Annotated in this window: 18 protein-coding genes; 9 read left to right on the top strand and 9 right to left on the bottom strand. The window is 62.0% G+C overall.

The features are described 5' to 3' along the window. Positions 1-144 precede the first annotated feature (144 nt). From SOQ14_RS13445 to SOQ14_RS13435, 3 genes are all read left to right on the top strand, one after another. Positions 145-714, top strand: coding sequence for a sigma-70 family RNA polymerase sigma factor (locus tag SOQ14_RS13445; RefSeq protein ID WP_322898638.1), 570 nt, complete (start codon positions 145-147; stop codon positions 712-714). Then, positions 707-1,399 (top strand): anti-sigma factor, encoded by a 693-nt coding sequence (locus tag SOQ14_RS13440; RefSeq protein WP_322898637.1) that lies wholly within the window; start codon positions 707-709, stop codon positions 1,397-1,399. The genes SOQ14_RS13445 and SOQ14_RS13440 overlap by 8 nt, the downstream gene beginning before the upstream one ends. 206 nt (positions 1,400-1,605) lie before the next feature. Then, the gene (locus SOQ14_RS13435) at positions 1,606-2,415 is read left to right on the top strand and encodes an outer membrane protein (RefSeq protein ID WP_322898636.1); all 810 of its coding nucleotides are present in this window, start codon (positions 1,606-1,608) and stop codon (positions 2,413-2,415) included. A gap of 139 nt (positions 2,416-2,554) precedes the next feature. Here SOQ14_RS13435 and SOQ14_RS13430 read toward each other — a convergent pair whose 3' ends face one another. Beyond that, entirely contained in the window at positions 2,555-4,132 is a 1,578-nt protein-coding gene (locus SOQ14_RS13430) for an MBL fold metallo-hydrolase (RefSeq protein WP_322898635.1), read from the bottom strand. 104 nt (positions 4,133-4,236) lie between these two features. Then, complete coding sequence (locus tag SOQ14_RS13425; RefSeq protein ID WP_322898634.1) at positions 4,237-5,436, bottom strand: capsule polysaccharide biogenesis protein; 1,200 nt, start codon at positions 5,434-5,436, stop codon at positions 4,237-4,239. Between the two features lie 341 nt (positions 5,437-5,777). Between SOQ14_RS13425 and SOQ14_RS13420 the strand changes: the two genes are divergently transcribed. Continuing rightward, entirely contained in the window at positions 5,778-7,127 is a 1,350-nt protein-coding gene (locus SOQ14_RS13420) for an LTA synthase family protein (RefSeq protein ID WP_322898633.1), read from the top strand. 5 nt (positions 7,128-7,132) lie between these two features. Here SOQ14_RS13420 and SOQ14_RS13415 read toward each other — a convergent pair whose 3' ends face one another. After that, on the bottom strand, positions 7,133-7,885 hold the full coding sequence (locus SOQ14_RS13415; protein WP_322898632.1) for an SDR family NAD(P)-dependent oxidoreductase: 753 nt from the start codon (positions 7,883-7,885) through the stop codon (positions 7,133-7,135). Positions 7,886-8,124: 239 nt separating this feature from the next. On the opposite strand from SOQ14_RS13415, the gene SOQ14_RS13410 reads away from it, so the two are divergent. Continuing rightward, positions 8,125-8,748, top strand: coding sequence for a sterol desaturase family protein (locus tag SOQ14_RS13410; RefSeq protein ID WP_322898631.1), 624 nt, complete (start codon positions 8,125-8,127; stop codon positions 8,746-8,748). On the opposite strand, the gene SOQ14_RS13405 is transcribed toward SOQ14_RS13410, so the two are convergent. Next, entirely contained in the window at positions 8,745-9,428 is a 684-nt protein-coding gene (locus SOQ14_RS13405) for an HAD family hydrolase (RefSeq protein ID WP_322898630.1), read from the bottom strand. The two genes, SOQ14_RS13410 and SOQ14_RS13405, sit on opposite strands and share 4 nt — an antisense overlap. A gap of 45 nt (positions 9,429-9,473) precedes the next feature. Between SOQ14_RS13405 and SOQ14_RS13400 the strand changes: the two genes are divergently transcribed. The 4 genes from SOQ14_RS13400 to SOQ14_RS13385 are packed head-to-tail and all read left to right on the top strand — an operon-like array spanning position 9,474 to position 13,652. Next, positions 9,474-10,508: a KpsF/GutQ family sugar-phosphate isomerase gene (locus SOQ14_RS13400; RefSeq protein WP_322898629.1), complete on the top strand. Its 1,035-nt coding sequence runs from the start codon at positions 9,474-9,476 to the stop codon at positions 10,506-10,508. Continuing rightward, positions 10,508-11,326, top strand: a complete 819-nt coding sequence (locus SOQ14_RS13395) for a 3-deoxy-manno-octulosonate cytidylyltransferase (RefSeq protein ID WP_322898628.1) — start codon at positions 10,508-10,510, stop codon at positions 11,324-11,326. The genes SOQ14_RS13400 and SOQ14_RS13395 overlap by 1 nt, the downstream gene beginning before the upstream one ends. Then, complete coding sequence (kdsA, locus tag SOQ14_RS13390; RefSeq protein WP_322898627.1) at positions 11,326-12,144, top strand: 3-deoxy-8-phosphooctulonate synthase; 819 nt, start codon at positions 11,326-11,328, stop codon at positions 12,142-12,144. The genes SOQ14_RS13395 and kdsA overlap by 1 nt, the downstream gene beginning before the upstream one ends. Further along, a complete protein-coding gene (locus SOQ14_RS13385) occupies positions 12,144-13,652 on the top strand; it encodes a capsular polysaccharide export protein, LipB/KpsS family (RefSeq protein ID WP_322898626.1) in 1,509 nt (502 codons plus the stop codon). Before kdsA ends, SOQ14_RS13385 begins: the two co-directional genes overlap by 1 nt. Before the next feature lie 37 nt (positions 13,653-13,689). Here the strand turns inward: SOQ14_RS13385 and SOQ14_RS13380 are convergent, their stop codons facing one another. From SOQ14_RS13380 to SOQ14_RS13360, 5 genes are all read right to left on the bottom strand, one after another. Further along, positions 13,690-14,892, bottom strand: a complete 1,203-nt coding sequence (locus tag SOQ14_RS13380) for a glycosyltransferase family 4 protein (RefSeq protein WP_322898625.1) — start codon at positions 14,890-14,892, stop codon at positions 13,690-13,692. Positions 14,893-14,907: 15 nt separating this feature from the next. Further along, complete coding sequence (locus SOQ14_RS13375; RefSeq protein WP_322898624.1) at positions 14,908-16,065, bottom strand: polysaccharide biosynthesis/export family protein; 1,158 nt, start codon at positions 16,063-16,065, stop codon at positions 14,908-14,910. Between the two features lie 86 nt (positions 16,066-16,151). Beyond that, complete coding sequence (locus tag SOQ14_RS13370; RefSeq protein WP_322898623.1) at positions 16,152-17,132, bottom strand: phytanoyl-CoA dioxygenase family protein; 981 nt, start codon at positions 17,130-17,132, stop codon at positions 16,152-16,154. Continuing rightward, complete coding sequence (locus SOQ14_RS13365; RefSeq protein ID WP_322898622.1) at positions 17,129-17,926, bottom strand: DUF5672 family protein; 798 nt, start codon at positions 17,924-17,926, stop codon at positions 17,129-17,131. Before SOQ14_RS13365 ends, SOQ14_RS13370 begins: the two co-directional genes overlap by 4 nt. Beyond that, positions 17,923-19,512, bottom strand: coding sequence for a glycosyltransferase family 2 protein (locus SOQ14_RS13360; RefSeq protein WP_322898621.1), 1,590 nt, complete (start codon positions 19,510-19,512; stop codon positions 17,923-17,925). The genes SOQ14_RS13365 and SOQ14_RS13360 overlap by 4 nt, the downstream gene beginning before the upstream one ends.

Raw genomic sequence — 19,512 nt, 5'->3', positions numbered from 1 at the left:
GATAATCGTACGATTGTATTTCCTGCGCTGCCTCACCGATATGTGGGGTGGCGAGCCAACTATTCGCCAAGAAACCGTGCGGCTGCGGGCGGGTTTGTTTATTCCAGCTTGCTAGACAAGCATCCGCCCGATAACGCGGAGGACATGTCCAACGCAGATCTTGCCACAGCCCGCCGATCAGAATTGTCGGGTCTGCTCGAACGCGTGGCGGGTGGTGATCGCAAGGCGCTGGCGGCGGTCTATGATCGCACGTCGGCAAAGCTTTTCGGGGTTTGTCTGCGCATCACCCGTGACCGTGAGGCGGCGGAAGATGTGCTTCAGGATGTCTATCTGAAAGTCTGGAACCGCGCTGGTCGGTTCGATCGCACCTTCGCCAGCCCGATCACGTGGCTGTGCGCGATTGCCAGAAATGCTGCGATCGATTGGGTGCGCAGGCACGGCACGCTCGTGCTGCCGGTCGCCGATCCCGAAACCCCGGGCAGCGCCGAAATCGACGAAGCAATGGAAGCGATGGCCGAGGGCGAGGAACGCGCCCTGATTTTCGATTGCCTCGAGGCGCTTCCTGCCAACCAGCAGCGCGCAATTCGGCTGGCATTTTTTGACGGTTCGAGCCATTCGGAATTGGCAAGCATCATGCAGGTTCCGTTGGGGACCACCAAGAGCTGGATCCGCCGGGGTTTGCAGCAGTTGCGGGGATGCCTCGAAAGTGGATAGCAAGCTGACACCCGAAATGGCAGCGATGGCGGCAGAACTCGCGCTCGGCGTGCTGGAGGGCGAGGAGCGGGCCGAGGCCTTGCGCCATGCGCTTTCCGATCCCGCTTTCGCCGAGGCGGTGCGGCAATGGCAGGCACAGCTTGATCCTTTGGGAGAGGGCTTTGCTGAGGCGCCTGCGCCCAACCTCTGGTCTGCGATCGAAGCGCGCCTTGATGCGCAGCCGCGCGCCGAAGAGGTGAGCAAAATCCGGATCTGGCAGGGTGCGACGGTGCTCGCCGGCGCTTTGGCGGCCGGTCTGGCGGCGGTTGCGATCTTCAATTCGGCGGCGGTGCGCGAAACCCCGCAGACGACGGCTCCGGTGGTGATTGCGCAGCTTTCCGGCACGGATGGCACGCTGCTCGCCGCCAATCTCGATACGCAGGGCGGGGCGCTGGCCATTCGTGCCGTGGCCTTGCCGCAAAGCGAGCTGGTCCCAGAATTGTGGGTGATCTCCGGTGATGGGGTGCCGCGTTCGCTCGGGCTCATTTCTCCCGAGGGCACGACGCGGGTTGCGCTGTCCGAAAGCCTGCGCCCGCTGGTTGTCGATGGGGCCATTCTGGCCGTCTCGCTCGAGACCGCAAGCGGCGCGCCGCACACCGCGCCGAGCAGCACGCCGATCGCGATGGGAAAAATTTCTGCGATCTGAAACCCGCTGCATCTGATCGTTTCAACATCGTCGTAGCTTAACCGGGAGGCTCGGGCTCACACGCCCGCGTCCGGTGCGTACTGCGCCCGTTTTGCTGCCAGCCGGCATATGTCGGCCATCGCGGCGAGACAGGCCGTCAAGATGCCACCAGCAGAGGCTCTCACAAATGAGAACACAAGCTAACGACCTTATAATGGGAGTTTTTGATGAAGAAATTTGCACTTGCGACTGTCGCTGCGGTGGTGATCGCTGCGCCTGCTCAGGCTCAGGACGGGTTCAATGGCTTCTATGCCGGCGTGTCGGTTGGCTATGATTTCCAAGCCAATGATGATGGCGAGGAAATCTCCTTTGACCGCGGCTCGAACGGCACTTTCGGCGAAACCGTCACCACGGCTGCGGGCGCAAATGCGTTCTCGCCGGGATTCTGTTCAGGCGCGGCCACTTCGCCGCAGAACACCAACTGCCGCGATGATTCAGACGGGGTCAGCTTCCAGGCGCGGCTTGGCTATGATCGCCAGATGAACAATTTCGTGCTCGGCGTGGTGGGTGAGCTGGGCACCGCCGATCTGCGGGACAGTGTCTCGGCGTTCAGCACCACCCCCGCGTTCTACACCATGACCCGGGAAATCGACTTCACCGCAGCCCTGCGTCTGCGCGCCGGGGTCGTCGCGGCCAAGAACACGCTGCTCTATGCAACGGGCGGGGTGGCCTATGCCAAGATGGAGCAATCGCACGTCTCGAGCAACACGGCGAACTCGTTCACGGTGATCGCCGATGAAGACGCCTGGGGCTTCCAGGTCGGTGCCGGGATCGAACAGAAGATCGGCAGCAAGTTCTCGCTTGGCCTCGAATATCTCTACACCGGCTACAATGATGACAAAACGCTGGTGCGAGTGGGGCAGGGCACGGCCGGGGCCACCAATCCCTTCGTTCTTGCCGGGGGCGTCGACTTCCTGCGCGTGAATGACGAATTCAACGTCCAGTCGATCAAGGCGGTTGCGACCTACCGCTTCTGATGCTGGATGGGCGGGGGCAGCCTGTGCGCTGTCCCCGGTTTGCACTCCCGAAAACGATCCCGCCATCCCGTGGCTGATCCGGCACCCGCGACCTTAGGCGTGCCGTCGGGGATCACCCCGATTGCGGGACGAAATGATGCTATGTCCGCGCATCGTGGGCAGCGAGAACGGCCTGCAATTCCTGCAGCGCCTGTTCGCGCTGGCGATCATCGGGCAGCCGTGCCAGCCGCGCCTTGAGCGAGGTTGCGAAATCGGCATAGGCGTTCTGCCAGTCCCGCCCCTTGGCGAGCGGCAGGTCGATCCGGCCCGTGGTCTCGCGGCGTGCCTTGCCGCCGGATGGCAGCGCGTATCGTTCGCCGATCATGGGCAGGCGGACGTCCAGTTCCGGCTGCTGGGCCTGCAAGACGCGGCGCAGGCCTTCGGCTGCCTCGGGCTCGCCATGATCAAGGAACAGCGAACCTGCGATCGGCAACCGGGCCGCGATCCATTGCGCCAGTTCGGTCTGATCGGCATGGGCGGAATAGCTGTCAATCTGCCGGATTTGCGCGCGCACCCGCACATCATTGCCCGAAATCCGCACGGTTTTGGCCCCTTCAAGGATCACCCGCCCCAGCGTCCCCTGCGCCTGAAACCCGACGAACAGGATGGTCGAGCGCGACCGGTGCAGATTGTTGAGCAGGTGATGCCGGATCCGCCCCGCCTCGCACATGCCCGATGCGGCCATGATCACCGCGCCGGTGACCGAATTGAGCCGCATGCTTTCCGCGACATCGCTGACGAAGTGGAATGCCGGATTATCGAAGATGTTGTGCCGTCCGGTGTCCTCCAATTCGCTGGCATAGCGCGCGAACACCCCGGTGATGCGATTGGCGAGCGGCGAATCCACGAACACCTGCGTGCCCGGAATGCGCCCCGCATCGATCAGCGTATCAAGATCGAGCAGCAATTCCTGCGTGCGTTCGAGCGCGAAGATCGGGATCACCAGATTCCCGCCGCGCGCGCGGGCGGCGAGCACTTCGGCTTCGAGCAGGCTGCGGCGCTCTGCGATGCTGACCTTTTCCCTTTCGCGATTGCCATAGGTCGCCTCGCAAATGACATGATCAAAGCCGGACGGGCTTTCAGGGTCGGCGTAGAACGCCTTGCTGGCAGGCCCGATATCGCCCGAACAGATCACTCGCGTGCCGGCCGCTTCGAGTTCGACCGAGGCAGAACCGAGGATGTGTCCGGCATTCCACAAACGCGCGCGAAAGCCGGGCGCGGGTTCGAACCATGTCTGGAGTGTCATGGCGCGGCAACGCTCCCACGCCCGCAAGGCATCGCGTTCGGTGTAGAGCGGAATGAATGGATCATCGCCGGCCCGGTCGCGCCGACGGTTGCGGCGTTCGGCCTCGAATTCGTGGATGCGCCCGGAATCCGCGAGCATGTGTTCAAGCAGATCGATCGTTTCCTGCGTGCACCACATCGTTGCGGAGAACCCTTGCGCGACCAGTTTGGGCAAGAGGCCGCTGTGATCAATATGGGCATGGGTCAGGATGACCGCGTCAATATCGCCCGGATCGAAGGGGAGCGGCTCGTGGTTGAGCGCTTCCAGCGTGCGCGAGCCCTGAAACATCCCGCAATCGACCAGCACGGTGCTGCTGCCTGCATGGAAGGCCATGCACGAGCCGGTGACAGTCTGCGCCGCACCGTGGAAAGTGACGGTTAGAGTATCTTGCATCAATAGAGCCCCCCTCAGAGCAAGGCCTTGGTAGCACTTGCACAGGGTATTCGGCCATCAGCATTTCTATCGGCGCGGCGTTCCTTTGCCCGCAGGCCTGCCGATCAATCGGGCAGCAATACGCGCCCTTCGAACCGCGCGACGGCGTGGGTGACGACCTTGTCGAGGGCTTCATCCGAAAAGAAACCGCCGGGGATCAGGCAGCGGTCAATCAAGACCCTGCGAAACGCTGCGAAGGTCTTGGCATCGGGGGCCACGGGATTGCGCCAGAAGGCATCAAGGCCCGCCTGATTGGTGAGATCGGGCATGTCGTAGATCGCCGTGCCCAGCACCACCACCGGGATCGTCTGCGCCAGCGCCAGAGTGCCGCTGGTGCTGTTGATCGTCACCATACCGAGCGAGTGCTGGCTGATCGCTTCGATATCGCCCCAGGCAATATAATCAATGCGATCCGCGATGCCGAGCTGCTCGGCCAGATCCTTGGCATCAAGCTCCCAGTCGCGCACGCCATTGTCGAGCGGGTGCTCCTTGATCACCAGCCGCACATCATCGGGCGCGTGGCGGGCGAAGGATTCAAGCACCTGCCTCATCGCTTCGGCGATTCCCACGAAGGGCGAATGCAGCCGGATCTGCGCATCGGAATCAAGCTGGAGCGGAAACAGGAAATAGCGCGCCTTGCTTGCCAGCAGCTGGTTGATCAGCTGTTCGGCCTGTGCGCGGCGTTCCTTGCGGCGGTTGAGCTTGCGGGCCCAGCCCATCCCCTCAACCACCGGGTGCCACGGGCGGTGGTTCTGCCAGCCGGGGTAACGCCACCGGCTGAGCACGTCTGCCGCGTTGTAGATAAAGCCCTCGGTGGCCCTCCTCGGGAACGAGGATGACACCTTGCGATGTTCCGGGATCGGCGGCAATTGCGCGGCCAGCGCGCGATACCACGCCGGATCGCGCGACAGCGTGCTGTACCCGTTCACGCCGCCGAGCTCCATCGTTACCCAGTCAGGGCGGATGTAGCCTTCCTCGAACACATAGGCGGTGACGCCCTGTTCGCGGCAGATTTCAAGCGCGGCCCTGTGATGGTCGCGGCAGTCGCCGAACAGCATGATATCGGTGATGGCATGATCTTGCAGCAACTGCGCGAAGTGGCCGGGCCATTCTTCCAGCGTGCCGCGGTAATCAATTCCGTTGGGCAGTCGCCAATAGGCGCGATCACCGCCGTTGAAATTGACCTTGAATACCTGGTGCCCTGCATTGCCAAGAGCGATGGCCAGCCGGCGGAAGAACGGCCCCATAATGCCTTGCAACATCATGACCCGGCGGCTCCCGAGAGGTTTTCTCTCAGGGACCGCGGTGCGCCCCCCCATCGGGCTGCCAGGGGATACGAAGGCATTCATGCAATGTTCAAGTTTCTGTTTTGCTGTGCTTTGCTTGCACCGCTGTTCTTTGAGCGGCATAGCTCGTTAGACTTGCATTTGTCGATGGCGGGATCATGAAATTTTTTGCGCTCCCACTGAATTCTCTCATAAGCCGTGCGTAAAGTCTGCGTATTGTATGCCATAGCCACCACCGTCGATTGCGAGCGAAGGGATCCCAAGCCTTGTACCGGGCACGCCAGCCATGATTATGCCGAAGCCATGAAGAAGCGATGACTATGCCGAATTTTCCAAGCGGGCTGCTTGCTTCCGGCGATGGGGTTATCGGGTTGGGCCTGATCATCGCGGTTGTGATCGCGGATGCATGCTGTCATCCGCGCTCTTTCGGCGAAGGGCGGCCTCGCAGCCTCGCGGGCTATCTGGTGCTCATGGCGGCGGCTGGTGTGACGCTAGGTGCGGCGCTGATGATAACCGGGGCGCTGATGACCTCGGCTGTGGTGGTGGTGGCGCTGGCTGCGCTGGTGGCGTTGGTCTCGAACATCAAGAACCGGGTTCTTGGCGAGCCTCTTGTTTTCAGCGACTTTGCGCTGATCGGGGCGGTGTTCAAGCATCCGCATTTCTATCTCTCCGCCTTGCGAGGATGGCAGGTTGGTGTGATCGCGTGCGGGATCATCCTGCTGCTGGTGATGCTGGCGCTCTATTCCGCCCCCGACCTGATGCCGCGCCTTGCAGGGATCGTGCTGGCAGCAGGATCCGCGCTCGCGCTGCGCCTGTTGCTGGCAGCCCCGATGTGGGATGCGATAGCCCGGCACCCTGATATTCACGCCGATGCCCGCGCGCATGGTCTGATCCCGGCTTTGCTGGTGCATTGGGCGCGCTGGCGTACATTGCCGGACCCTGATCCCTGCCATGCCGAACCTCTCGCCGGGCATGGCAAGCCGCTGGTGATCATCATCCAGTGCGAATCCTTCACCGATCCGGCCGATCTGTGGGGCGCGGACGCGCCGTCGCTGCCCGGACTGGCCGAGGCGCGCAGGCTTGCGCGTCAGGCGGGGCGTTTGCACGTATCAGGCTTTGGCGCTTACACCATGCGCACCGAATATGGCGTGCTGTTCGGGCGCGAAGAACATGAGATCGGGCTCAGGCGCTTTGATCCCTTTCTCACCGCCCATCGCGAGGTCAGCTATTCACTCGCCAACCGCCTCCATGCGGCGGAGTGGACGAGTTACTTCGTGCATCCCCACGATCTGCGGTTCTACGGACGCGATCAGCTGATGCGCAGCGCTGGCTTCAGCGCCCTGATCGGTGATGAGACCTTTGCTCCGCCGCCTGCCGGAGCAGGCCGTTATGTCAGCGATGCCGCTTTGACCGATGCGATCATCGAACTGGCGGGCCAAAGCGATGGGGCCACACTGATCTATGCTGTGACCATCGAAAATCATGGGCCCTGGCCGGTCTCGAAGGGCGATCAGCCCGGACAAAGCGGGGCGGCCTATCTCAACCTGCTGAAAAACAGCGATGCGATGCTAACGCGCTTGCTCGCATGGGGGCGCAGTTGCGATCGCCCGGTAACCCTCTGCTTCTTCGGCGATCACCGGCCCAGCTTCATCATCTCATTCTCGAAGTGATCCGTTCACGGGGCGGGCAGGGCTAGCAGCAGGCGATCGCGCAAGGGGCGCGGCAAGACCTGATCAAGCCAGCGCAAGGCGATGAAGCGCTTGGGAAAGACGATCCGCGCGCGCCCGTGCATCACCGCGGCGATGATCGCCGCCGCGGCATTTTCGACCGGCATTTCGAAAGGTCGCGTGCCGTTGTTGTCCCTTGGTGCAGGGGCAGCGATAAAGCCCGGTGCGGCGAGGGTGATAGTGACCCCGTGTCGCTGTGCAGCGAGCCGCAGGGCATCGGCAAAGCGGGCCAGCCCCGCCTTGCTCCCCGCATAGGACGGCGCGAAGGGCAGGGCGTGAAATCCCGCTGCCGAGCCAATGATCCCGATCTTGCCGCGCCCACGCTTGCCCATGCGCGCGCCCAGATGGGCTGCCATGGCAGCGGGCACGGTCAGATTGAGGTGGCATTGCCTTGCGACCTGCGCGGCATCTTCCACCAGATCGCCCGGAGCCTGGGTCCCGCCAAGTCCCGCGACGAGCAGGGCCATGTCGAAGGGCTGAAGGTCGTCGAGATCGGATAGCAGCGCCAAGGCTGCATCGAGGTTTGCCAGATCCACCGCCTGCCACGTGGCCGCGGCGCCCCGCGCCTCGCATGCGCCGGCTATCTCCGCCAACCTCGCCTCGTCCCGGCCCCACAGGGAAAGCGAGACACCGGGAGCCGCCAATTGCCGTGCCAAGGCACCGCCGACATTGCCCGAAGCTCCGGTGATCAGAATATGCATAAGATGTTGATAGAATTTTCTTGGGGTTGAGGAAAGTTACTGATCGGTGTTTTGGAACTCCGCATGAATTCCAGAATTCCGCTGTCTGTGATTCATCTCACAGCAAACTTTTGCCGATATTACGAACAGCCACCGCGCGGAAGCTGCATTGGAACGGCCCCTGCGCAAGTGACCGCATTTGGGCTGGATGCTGTCGCAAACCGGTTGACAGCCTGAGAGGGATCGTTTTGGGGACGTTTATGAAGTCTGCGCGCACCTCCTCTCCAAGCCGCGTAAAGCTTTTCGATAACTCGTTTTTCGAGCGCTTTACCGTGTTCCCGCTTGCCGGGTTCCTGCTGATCTGGCCCGTCCTGCTGGTGCTGGTCGCGACTGTGGCGGCGGCGCAGCACTCGCCCGATTGGCTGTCTGTCGGAATGGTATTCGCCGGCTGGCTGGCGTGGACCGCAACCGAATATTTTCTGCATCGCGTGATTTTCCATCTCGAGCCGGAATCAGACTGGCTCAAGCGAACGATCTTCGTGATCCATGGCAATCATCACGCCGAACCCAATGATGCGCTGCGCAATCTTATGCCGCCGATCGTCAGCATCCCTGTCGCTGGGGCGATCTGGGGTCTGTGCGTATGGCTGATCGGGCCGCAAGGAAGCTGGTTCTCGCTCGGCTTCCTGTTTGGCTATGTGATCTATGACCTGATCCACTATTGCTGCCACCAAATGCCGATGAAGTCGCCGATGGCGCGGCTGCTCAAGGTCCATCACATGCGCCACCATTTCTGGCGTGATGGTGGCAATTATGCGATCACCGGAATGTTCTGGGACCGGCTTTTTGCGACGCACATCCGTGGGAAAACGGGCAACCGCTAGGGGTTGTGGCCATGAAGCAATGTGATCAGATCATGCATCGTGTCGATAGCCACAATTTGGGGCGCTTGGGCGATCACCTCCTCGGCGCCGTAACCCCAGCGGGCGAGCACCATCGGGAGACCGGCGCCCTGCGCGGTTTTGAGATCGACCAGGGAATCCCCGCAATAGAGCGTGCTTTCTGCCGTACCGTTCAGCGCCGCAAGCGCCATCCGGGCGGTGTCTGGAGCGGGTTTTTGCGGGCGATCCGGCGCGCTGCCGAGGATCGCGTCAAAGTGGCGGGCAAGGCCAAGGTCCGTGAGGATTTTCTCGCACAGGAATTGCGGCTTGTTCGAGCAGATGGCGCTGCGAATGCCGCGCTGTGCCAAGGCGTCGAGCGTTTCGGCAACGCCGGCAAAGGCCAGATCAGCGGGCGTCGCGGCGACGCGGTGCCGGGCGCGGAACGCCTCAAGGTCAGCAGTGGGATCAACCGTATGCGCGCCCATGACAGCCGCAATCATCTTTTCGCCGCCGACTGCGTCCATCATCCGGATCATGTCGCGATCGGCCGTTTCCTCAACGCCGCGATCGACAAGCATGGCATCGATGATCTGTCCGGTCAGCCGGGCGCTGTCGATCAGGGTGCCATCAAGATCGAAGATAATATGTTGTATTGTCATCAGGCTGGTTTCCTCGGAGGGCATGTGCCTTCGGTAGATGCCTTGGCGATGGCAAGCTAGGGGCTTGTGATGCGAACTTTTCCTCCTGTCCTGCGGGATCGCGATGCCCATTATCGTGATGAGGCCCGCATAGCCAATGTGATCGCCAGCGGCCGCGATGTGATAGCGCTCGAAGCGCAGGCGCTCCATTTGCTGCATGACCAGATCGGCGAAAGCTTCGCGCAAGCGGTCGACATGATCCTCAATTGCCGTGGGCGCGTGATCGTATCGGGCATCGGCAAATCCGGCCACATCGCCCGCAAGATTGCCGCCGCTTTCGCGGCGACCGGCACCCCGGCGCTGTTCGTTCATGCCGCCGAAGCCGCGCACGGCGATGTCGGCATGGTGATCCCCGGCGATGTGCTGATCGTTCTGTCAAACAGCGGCGCAACGGTCGAAATCCAGCCGCTCTGCATCTACGCCAAGAGCATCGGCTGCGCGATGATCGGAATCTCGCGTAGTCAGCGTTCCTTGTTGGCCCGCACGGCGGATATCACGCTGTTGCTGCCCAAGGTCGAGGAAGCGTGCAGTTCAAGCCTTGCGCCCACCACCTCCTCGACCATGATGCTTGCGCTCGGCGATGCCCTGGCGGTCACAACGATGCGCGCGCGCGGGCTTTCCGACAAGGACATCCGGGCGCTGCATCCCGGCGGCGAAATCGGCATGCACCTGCGCGGGGTGGAAGATGTCATGCATGGCGGCGACCGGTTGCCGCTGGTTCCGCTGCATGCGCCGATGCCCGAAGTCATGGTCGTGATGACCGAAAAGCGCTTGGGTGTTGCAGGCGTGGTCGATGCGGATGGTTGTCTCGTCGGGGTGATTACCGATGGTGACCTGCGCCGCCACGGTGCCGATCTGATGCTGGCGAAAGCCTATGAACTCATGACGCCATCGCCGCGCACCATCCGCCGTACCGCGCTGGTGCAGGAAGCGCTCGAAATCATGAACACGCACCGGATTACGCTCTTGTTTGTGGTGGATGAAAAACAGCCGAAGATTCCGATCGGTGCTGTGCAAATCTACGACATTGCGACAGGCCCAACGCTGAATTCCACTCTTGCCTGATGGCAAAAGTAGCAATCATCATTCCAGCGCGGCTGGCTTCGACGCGTTTTCCGGCCAAGCCCCTCGCACCGATCACCGGCCCGGATGGCGCCGCGCACCCGGCGATTGCCTATACCTGGCAGGCTGCAGAGGCCGCTGCCAAGCAAGTGGGCGGCGAGGTTGAGATCGTCGTCGCAACTGATGACACCAGCATCGCCGAGACGTGCCGTGCGTTGGGCATGGCGGTGGTGATGACCCCTGTCGAGTGCCGCAACGGCACAGAGCGCTGTGCCGCGGCGCTGGATGGCCTGGCGGCGCGTCCGGATATTGTCGTCAATCTTCAGGGTGATGCCCTGTTGACGCCTGCCGCGATGGTCGAGGCCGTGGTCGAGCAGCTTGCGGCACGCCCGGATCTTGCGATGGCAACCCCTGTTGTGGCCGCGACGCCTGCTGTGCTCGCGCATCTCCAGAGCGATGCCGCAGCCGGCCGCGTTGGTGGAACCACGGCGGCCTGCGCGCGCGATGGGCGGGCGCTCTATTTCTCGAAGTCGATCATTCCGCATGTCGCGCCGGGCACCGTGCCGGTTCTTCCCGTGCTTTTGCATATCGGCGTTTACGCTTACCGGCCGGATGCGCTGCAATCCTATGCCGCGGCTGCGCTAGCACCCTTGGAATTGCAGGAAGGGCTCGAACAGCTGCGCTTCCTTGATGCGGGCCTTAAGGTTGGCACCGTGCTGTGCGAAAACCCCGGTTGGGATATGATCGAACTCAACAACCCGACCGATGTGCCCTTGATCGAGGCAGCGTTGATCCGCCGCGCCCAACTGGAAATGATGTAATGCTGCCTTCTTTCACCCGCGCTCCGGGCGCTGCTCCCTTCCTGATCGCCGGGCCCTGCGTGATCGAAAGCGAAGCGCTGTGCCTCGCCATTGCCGAAAGATTGCAGGCGATCGGCGCCGAGCTCGGGATGCCGGTGATCTTCAAGGCCAGTTTCGACAAGGCTAACCGCACCTCGGTCAACGGGTTTCGCGGGCACGGGCTCGAAGAAGGCCTGCGCGTGCTGGAAAAGGTGCGCGGCGAGACCGGCCTGCCGGTGCTGACCGATGTGCATCTGCCCGATCAGATCAAGCCGGTGGCTGAGGTGGTCGATATGCTGCAGACGCCAGCCTTCCTCGCCCGCCAGACCGATCTGATCATGGCAGCGGCGGCCAGCGGCAGGCCGGTCAATATCAAGAAGGCGCAGTTCATGGCGCCCGCCGACATGGCTGCGGTGCTCGGCAAGGCTCAGGCTGCGGCCCATGATGCTGGAGTGAATGATCCGCAGATCATGCTGTGCGAACGCGGATCGAGCTTCGGTTACAACAATCTCGTGGTCGACATGCGCGGGCTTGTGATCATGCGCGAGATGGGCTGCCCGGTGGTGTTCGATGCCACGCACAGTGTCCAACTGCCCGGCGGCGGCGGCGATCGCTCGCTTGGGCAGCGGCAATTCGTGGCGCCGCTGGCGCGCGCAGCCGTTGCCGTGGGCGTGGATGGTCTCTTCATGGAAACGCACCCCGATCCTGACAAGGCCTTGTCGGATGGCCCCAACATGGTGCCGCTTGATGCGCTGCCCGATCTGCTGCGTCAGTTGACCGCTCTTGCCGCTGCGGGCTGATGGCCCCGCTGCTTGCCATTCCGCCCTTTCCGGGCGCGCGGCTGCCTGACTTTGCGGTGCCGACGAGCGGTGCGGGCGAAGAGCCCGCGCCTGATGCCGCAAGTCTGCTCGACGCGCTGGCCGCCCACCGGGTTGGCGGCTGCTATTGGGGCAGGCAGATGGCCGGGTCAGCCATGCTTGATGCGAGCAATTGGCCGGATGATGCCGATCCGTGGGCGCTGCTCGATACGGCCGAGGCGGTGTCGCTCCCCGCGGATGATCCGCGCTGCCTGCTGGCGCTGGCGGCCAAGATACCGCTTTCTGCCCATGGCCCCGATGGGCAGCCGAAGGACTGCGATGTCGCTGCCTTGCTGCGGGCGCATTTGACGGGGTGGCAATGGCGCGATCCTTTCAGCGGTGAACCGATTTCGTCGGCTGAGGCGATCGCACTGTGCGGGTTCTGGCGCCGCCTGATTGACAACAATCGCGATATCGTCGCGGCCTTGGGCTTTGCTCATTGGAAACGACCCACTGTCGCGCCGCTCTTGTGGAATGGCCGCGAAACCCCGTTCCGGCGCGGCGTGCCTTCGGGTGCGGGGGAGGGCAAGGTTGCGATCTGGCGTTCACGCCTTAGCGCTGCGCAGGATAGCTGGCTCGAAGGCCGGGCGGTGTTCGAAGTCGAGGATGGCTTTATCCGTTCCGCTGGGCTTGGCGCGGATTGCGTGCCGCCGCTTTCGATCATCGTTGATCGCCGCGGTGTGCATTTCGATCCCAACCAGCCGAGCGACATCGAAGATCTGCTGGAGCATGGCCAATACCCTGCGGACTTGTGCGAACGCGCGGCCGCTTTGCGTGCCGCGATTGTGGCGGCGGGCCTTTCCAAATACGAGCAGGGCAAGTCGGCCCCCTTGCCGCGTCCGGGCGGCGCGCGTCGCCATGTGCTGGTGCCGGGACAGGTCGAGGATGATCGCGCTGTCACGAGCGGCGGGGCTTTGTCATCCAATCTTGAATTGCTGCGCCGCGCGCGCGCTGCCGTGGGGCCGGATGCCTTTGTCATCTACAAGCCGCATCCCGATGTGCTGGCCGGGCATCGCCGTGGGCTTATGACGGCGGATGAGGCGGCGGCCTATGCCGATCATGTCGAAACCGCAGCCAGCATGGCCGGGCTGATCGACATGGTCGACGAAGTCCATGTCAACAGTTCGCTGGCGGGGTTTGAAGCGCTGATCCACGGCAAGCCGGTCACGGTTTATGGCGTGCCGTTCTACGCCGGGTGGGGGCTGACGACGGATCACGGCCCGGTTCCTGCGCGGCGGACCGCGCGCCGCAGCCTCAATGAGCTCGTGGCTGCGACCTATCTGCTCTACCCGCGTTATCTCGATCCCGAGACCGGCTTGCCATGCCCGGCCGAGGTGCTGGTGCAGCGGCTGGCGGGGCGTGAAGTGAGGCTCGATCAGAAAGCCCGCGCGCTGGTCGCGATCAGGCGGCTTGCGGGGCGGGCCAATCGTCTCGTCGCGCGTCTGCGCTAGCCCTAGCGCACGTTTCCGCTCGACAGGGTTACGTCCGTCACCCCTTGGCGATGCGGCCGAGGAATTCCTCAAGCTGCACAAAGTGCTGATCCCACGTAGGCGGCGCAAATGTGCCGAGCAGTGCCATTTGCCGCTCTCGCAAAGCGCTCGTCGGGCTTGCATAATCGAGGATCGTGGTTCGCCAGGCCGCTTCATCTTGCGGCGACAGAAGCTCGGGCACATCGCCTGCGATCTCCCGGAATACGGCCAGATCACTGGCGATAACCGGAATTCCGGCGGCCAGAGCCTCGATCAAGGGCATCCCGAACCCTTCGGCCAAGCTCGGGAACAGGAGAGCGCGGGCGTCACGAAGAATGCTGGCCAGCGCCGCATCGTCGAGCGCGCCCATTTCGACAACCTTGCCTTGGAAATCATGCGTGTCGAGTGTGGCAGACACCTCGTCAGCCTGCCAACCACGCCGACCGATGATGATGAGTTGGGGGCATTGCGCGCCCAAGTCGGCGAGCATCCGGCGCCAGACTGACAGGAGAAGTGCGTGGTTCTTGCGCCCTTCGATCGTGCCAAGGATTACGAATGTTGCCGTGTGTGGCGGTGAAGAGGGGGCTGCATCGGGCTCAACCTGCAATCGCTCATAGCCGGGCCAGGCAACGCACGCCGGCGGCAGTGGCAGGCCATCGCCGGATGCAAAATTCGCGAGCGTATCAAGCGTGTCTTGGCTGTTTGCGATAATCCCCGCGCCGGTTTGCAAAGCCGTCAACATTCTCGCGGTGTGTTTGGCGTCTTCACCGGCCCGGCAAGTTTCGGGATGGGTGATCGGGATCAGATCGTGGATCAGATAGACTGGCCGCACATCAGATTGGCGAACCCACGCGGCCAGACCGGGAATGTGAAGCCCCGTATGGCCGGGATTGAGCCAGTAACGGCCCTTCCCATCGAGTGTGCGGAGCAGGCGCCAGCCCCACCGCAGGGCGATCAGGATCAGATCGCGCCGGAACGTCGCAACAGACGCACCAGCCCGGCCCCCTGCGATCAGTGCCGCGAAGAGCGCTTGCGATGCCCGGAGCGGCAGGATGACCTGCCGCCTCCGCATGATGATGACTGCCTGTGATCGTGGCGCGAAATGCTCCAGCCAGGCATCGCAGATGCGATCAATGCCCGTGGGACGGACACCTTCCCACCGCCGCCAGATCAGCCGGGTGACATCCAGCAGCAGCGGGGCACTGTTTTCCTTGTCAGCCATGCTTGCGCGGACGCGCTAGAGCGCGCCCGCCTGTTGCAAGGCGACCAGCGGGAAGAAGAGCTGGCTCAGCACCTGAACCAGTTTGGAAGGCTGATTGGCCAGTGCATTGCCGACATAGACGACATCCTTGTCCTTCATCGCGAACTTCTGCGCAAGGATGTAGGAACTCGCCTCCATCATGTTGAAATGATAGACAATCGGGACTTCCTTGCCGGTTTCATCGCGATCGATGCGGAAGACAAAGATCGCCCGGGCATTGCCTGCATTGGGATTGGCTCCGCCAGCCATCGCGATCGCCTCGATCAGTGAAGTCTTGGCGGCGGGGAAGGGGAACTGGCTGCTCTGCCCCGGTGCGCCAAGAACCGTAAAGCTCTGCGGTGCGCGGATCAACGTGATGCGGTCTGACGGGAAAATCCGCACATCGAGCGCGGGATCATCAAGCACGTCTGCCAGCCGCCATTGCTGCACCTCATCATTGCGCGACACCCGGACCAGCAGATCCTTGATCTCGCCCTTGTTCCCGCCAGCAAGCGCCACAACCTCCGAGAGCTTTTCACGGTTGGTCGGCAAAACCAGACGGCCGGGACGGGCAATGTCGCCGCCAATGATCACCGAATTCGTCAGCCCTTCGGCAATCGCAACGAGCACTTGCGGATTTTGCGATTTGCCGCGCAGCGCCTGGCGCAACTGCGCTTCGATCTGCCTTGTCGTCAGCCCTGCAACATTGAGCTGCCCGACAAAGGGGATAGTGATCGTACCCTGATCGCTCACTCGCATCGGCGGAAAGCGTTCCGAGCGCGCAGAGGTGTCAAGGCCGCCGGATCCTTCGCCCGCGCTGGTCACGGGACGACCGAACAGCGCCACGCCGGTTTCGAAGATCGCAATGCTGAGCACATCGCCGGGGCCGACAAGGTCCGTGGCAGGGCCTGGGGTGTAATCAGGCCGGAACATCGCCGGCGGTTCGGGAGGGCGCGGTAGGTCGTTCACCGTCGCGACCTGCACAAGCGTCATGCCAAGCTTGCTCGCATCATCTGCGATCTGCGAACGGATCTGGGTGCCGGTGGGTCCGCTGGTCGGCAGCGCTGCGCATCCTGCCAAGAACAGCAAGGCTGCGGCGGCGGACACGCGTTTGGCAGCGAACTTGCCGAATGCGGAAGCATTGTTCAGTTTCATTTCAATCTATTCCCAACCCAATTCCGTATTCGCATCTGCCGCACGCGGCAGGTGTTGACTTCCATTCCGCGCCTGCAGTCTGCGCTCTATCCCAAGGCCCGGCCCAGCCACCGTTTGGCCCGAGAAGCAAGACCTGATGGTTTGCTCGGCGCAGTGCTGTTTGCTTCTGTCACGAGACCGGGCGCCGCTGTAACCGGTTGCCCCTGATACAGGTTTGGGCGCGCTTTGCCATCTGTGATGCTGTCAATCGTGCGGATTGCAAGCTTGCCGAGCGTTTCATCCGAGAAGGCGGGCGTATAATAGATGCAATCTTCGAAATAATAATGTGTAACTTGTGACCAGCGGGTCAATCGGGGATCGGTCTGCGCAGCCCCGCCGTGCAACAAGTTGGCGCACCAGATCAGCGCCTGACCCTTGCGCGCCAAGAAGGTCGTGGACGCGGCATTGCGTGCGTCGCAAATTGCTCGCCACGCCTCGGCAAAAGGCTCTTGCGCTGAACCCAGCTGGCTTTCGTAGCCGCGCCGTCCGATCAAAGCATTGCTCATCACCGGCCAGTGGTGCGAACCCGGGTAGTAGAAGAGCGGCCCGGCGCCCTCTGCGACATCCTCCAGCGCGAGCCACACGCCGCACATGAATTTTTCGGGCAAAGAAGAAAAATGCACGATGTCGGTATGCGCGTCCTGCTGGGTGCCGACCGGAAAATTCAGAGTCTGAAACGGAAAAGCCCGTCGTCCATAAAGCTTGCTCAGCAGTGTGATGACAGCCTCATTCGCAGCAATTGCTTTGACATCGGCGTCGAATTTCCACGCATCCTGGATGCGGCGCTCACCGCATGTCTTGTCGCTTTCCGGATCAGTGAAATCCACATGATAAAGCGGCGCAAGATGCTGTTTGATGCGGTCGATCCGCGCATCAAGCTGATCGTCCGGAAAATCAAAGACAGCGTAACCCTGTTCGAACAGGTCCTGGCCGATCCGCGCTTCCTCTGGGGTCAGTTCCAGTTGCTGCGAGAGTTGCGGGAAGAGCGGAGACTCAATCAGCGGCAGCCCAGGAAAGGGATTGTTCACGGGATATTCCTTGAGCCTGATAGTTTATGTTGAAGCTTGTCCCAGACCAATTTCATGCAGCGGCTCAGCCCGTAACGATCTTTGATAAGGTGAGACATGATCAGCCTGGCGTCATGATAGACCGACGTACGGTTTTCCAGCTCTTGGTACATCGTCCAGAATCGATCCGCACCCAGAACTTGCGGCATATGCCAGGCTCCGTGAAATCCAAAGGCCTTATCAAGCGAGCTGGCCCGTTCGGCTGAGAATGCGTCAGCCAGATCGCGCGGGGCGAAGCGCAGGCCTTGGGCTTCGAGCCATGTCCGGTTGAGCCGTCCGATCGCGACGTCTTCGGGATGGCTCGGGGTGAACGCGGGTGACCGGCACGCTTCGAGCAGACGGCGACTTCGCAAGGAAAAGCCACCATTGCCGACATCATGCCCGTCGCTGAACTGCGGCCAGCTTGCACCGATGTAGTCGTATTCGAGGAATCTATCATTCCACAATCGGGGGTTCACCACGTGTCCGTCCCACTGCACGACGAGACAATGTGCCGTGTCGAAATGGTCCGCAAGGTCGCGCAGCATGAAGTCAGAATATTGCCGTGACGTCGTCATTTCCGGGATGATCGCAACATCAATACCCTGCGGAACATCGCGGGGGGTGGCATGGGTCAGGAGTTTGCAGGCGGCAAAGCGGATGTTGCTCCGGCATGCTTCCATCGCCTGGATCGTGGCATCGACGTTGACCGATGTCGCAGCGATCAGGGTAACCTCGTCAAGGTTGAGCACATTGCCGCTCGTCGCGCCGATCATAGCGTAAGGCTTATCGCAAACTGCTCTGACGCGCGACTGAGGTTGGGATGGTGATAGGGATCAATGATTTCGTCCGTTCGCCAAATCCGCTGCAAGGCGGCGAGCTCTTTCGCGAAGCGCGCCGCACCAACCGGGTCTTTGTCATGCCCGCGTGAGATGGACTCATGGTGCACTAGCACGGCGCGCGGTTCGTAAAAGGATTGCCACCCTTGCTTGTTCAGCTTGAGGCACAGGTCGACATCGTTGAAAGCGACCGCGAAATTCTTGTCATCAAGTCCGCCCACCGCAAGAAACTTGTCCTTCCTCACCACGAGGCATGCGGCCGTTACCGCCGAAACATATTGCGGCAAAGCGTGGCGGCGGAAGTAGCCCTCATCTTCAGGACGCAGAAATTTGTGCGCATGGCCGGCGGCATTGCCGACCCCGATGACAACGCCGGCATGCTGGATCCGCCCGTCGGGGTAGAGAAGCTGCGCGCCGACTGCGCCCACCTCTGGTCGCATCGCTTGCGTCACCATGATCGCGAGCCAATCGGGCTTCAGGATCTCCATGTCATTGTTCATCAGGCAGATGAACTCGCCTTGGGCGATGGCGACGGCGTTGTTGTTGATGGTCGAATAGTTGAACGGGCCCGGCTGGGGCAGGATGGTGATTCCTTGCTGCGCCAGCGTCGCGAAATAGGCGAGGGTCTCCGGATCGTCGCTGTCATTATCGGCGATAATGATCTCGAGGTTCGGATAATCAGTGGCGCGCAGTCCGGCAATGCAGGTGCGCAGCAGGTCTGCGCGATTGCGCGTGGGGATAATGACGCTGACGGATGGCAGGGTGTCGGCAATCGTCAGAGGCTGCACCTCACGCGGGGCGGGCTGGCGCGACGCACGATGATGGAGCACCGCGGGAATATGGGCGACCGAACCGCGCCGGATTGCCTCGTTCACCAGCCAGCTGTCCCAGTTCGGTTGCTTTGCGGCCTCGGCCAGCATGGCCTCATCGGCCCGCACAATACATGACCCGGTCAGATAGTCATGATGGCGGAAAAGTTCGCTGTTCCATCCGGGTTTGAAATGGGGGGAGGACCTAATTCCCTTGGCATCGACCAAGTCATCATCAGAAAAGATCGCTGAGGAAGTGGCATTACTTTTAAGCGCAATGCGGTAGCACTCAGCTGAACCCAGCGCGAGCTTGTCGCCAGCCGCCATGACCATGAGGCAAGGTGAAGCCGACCAATCAATATCACGTGCAGCTTGAGTAATGTCCGAAGATGCATCGGGCCCTATGATATTCCACGACAGGCCTTCGCTTAGGAGCGAGGCTAAGGTTTCGTCAGGGGGAAGGGCAGTCGCTTCGCCATCTATCAATACAATGATAGGCGGCTCGCTGGGTGGACTTGGCTTCATGACCTGTGTTTGCTTCTGCACCCACCAACGGTACGCAAGAGAGGTCTGCCCAAGCAAACGGGCGAAATGTCCCCGAGCACGCAAGCGCTTGCCCAAGATCAACCACGCCACGGCCATCATATAGGCGGACGGAAAGCGGAAAAGTGCCTCTAGATGAATTCGAAATAAAGTCCTAACGTAAATCATCAT

Origin of the sequence: Erythrobacter epiphyticus (genome assembly GCF_034653295.1) — a bacterium.
In the GTDB taxonomy this organism is placed as follows: Bacteria; Pseudomonadota; Alphaproteobacteria; order Sphingomonadales; family Sphingomonadaceae; genus Erythrobacter.
The sequence above is the reverse complement of the archived record's forward strand: the minus strand, read 5'-3'. Positions and strand labels throughout refer to the sequence as shown.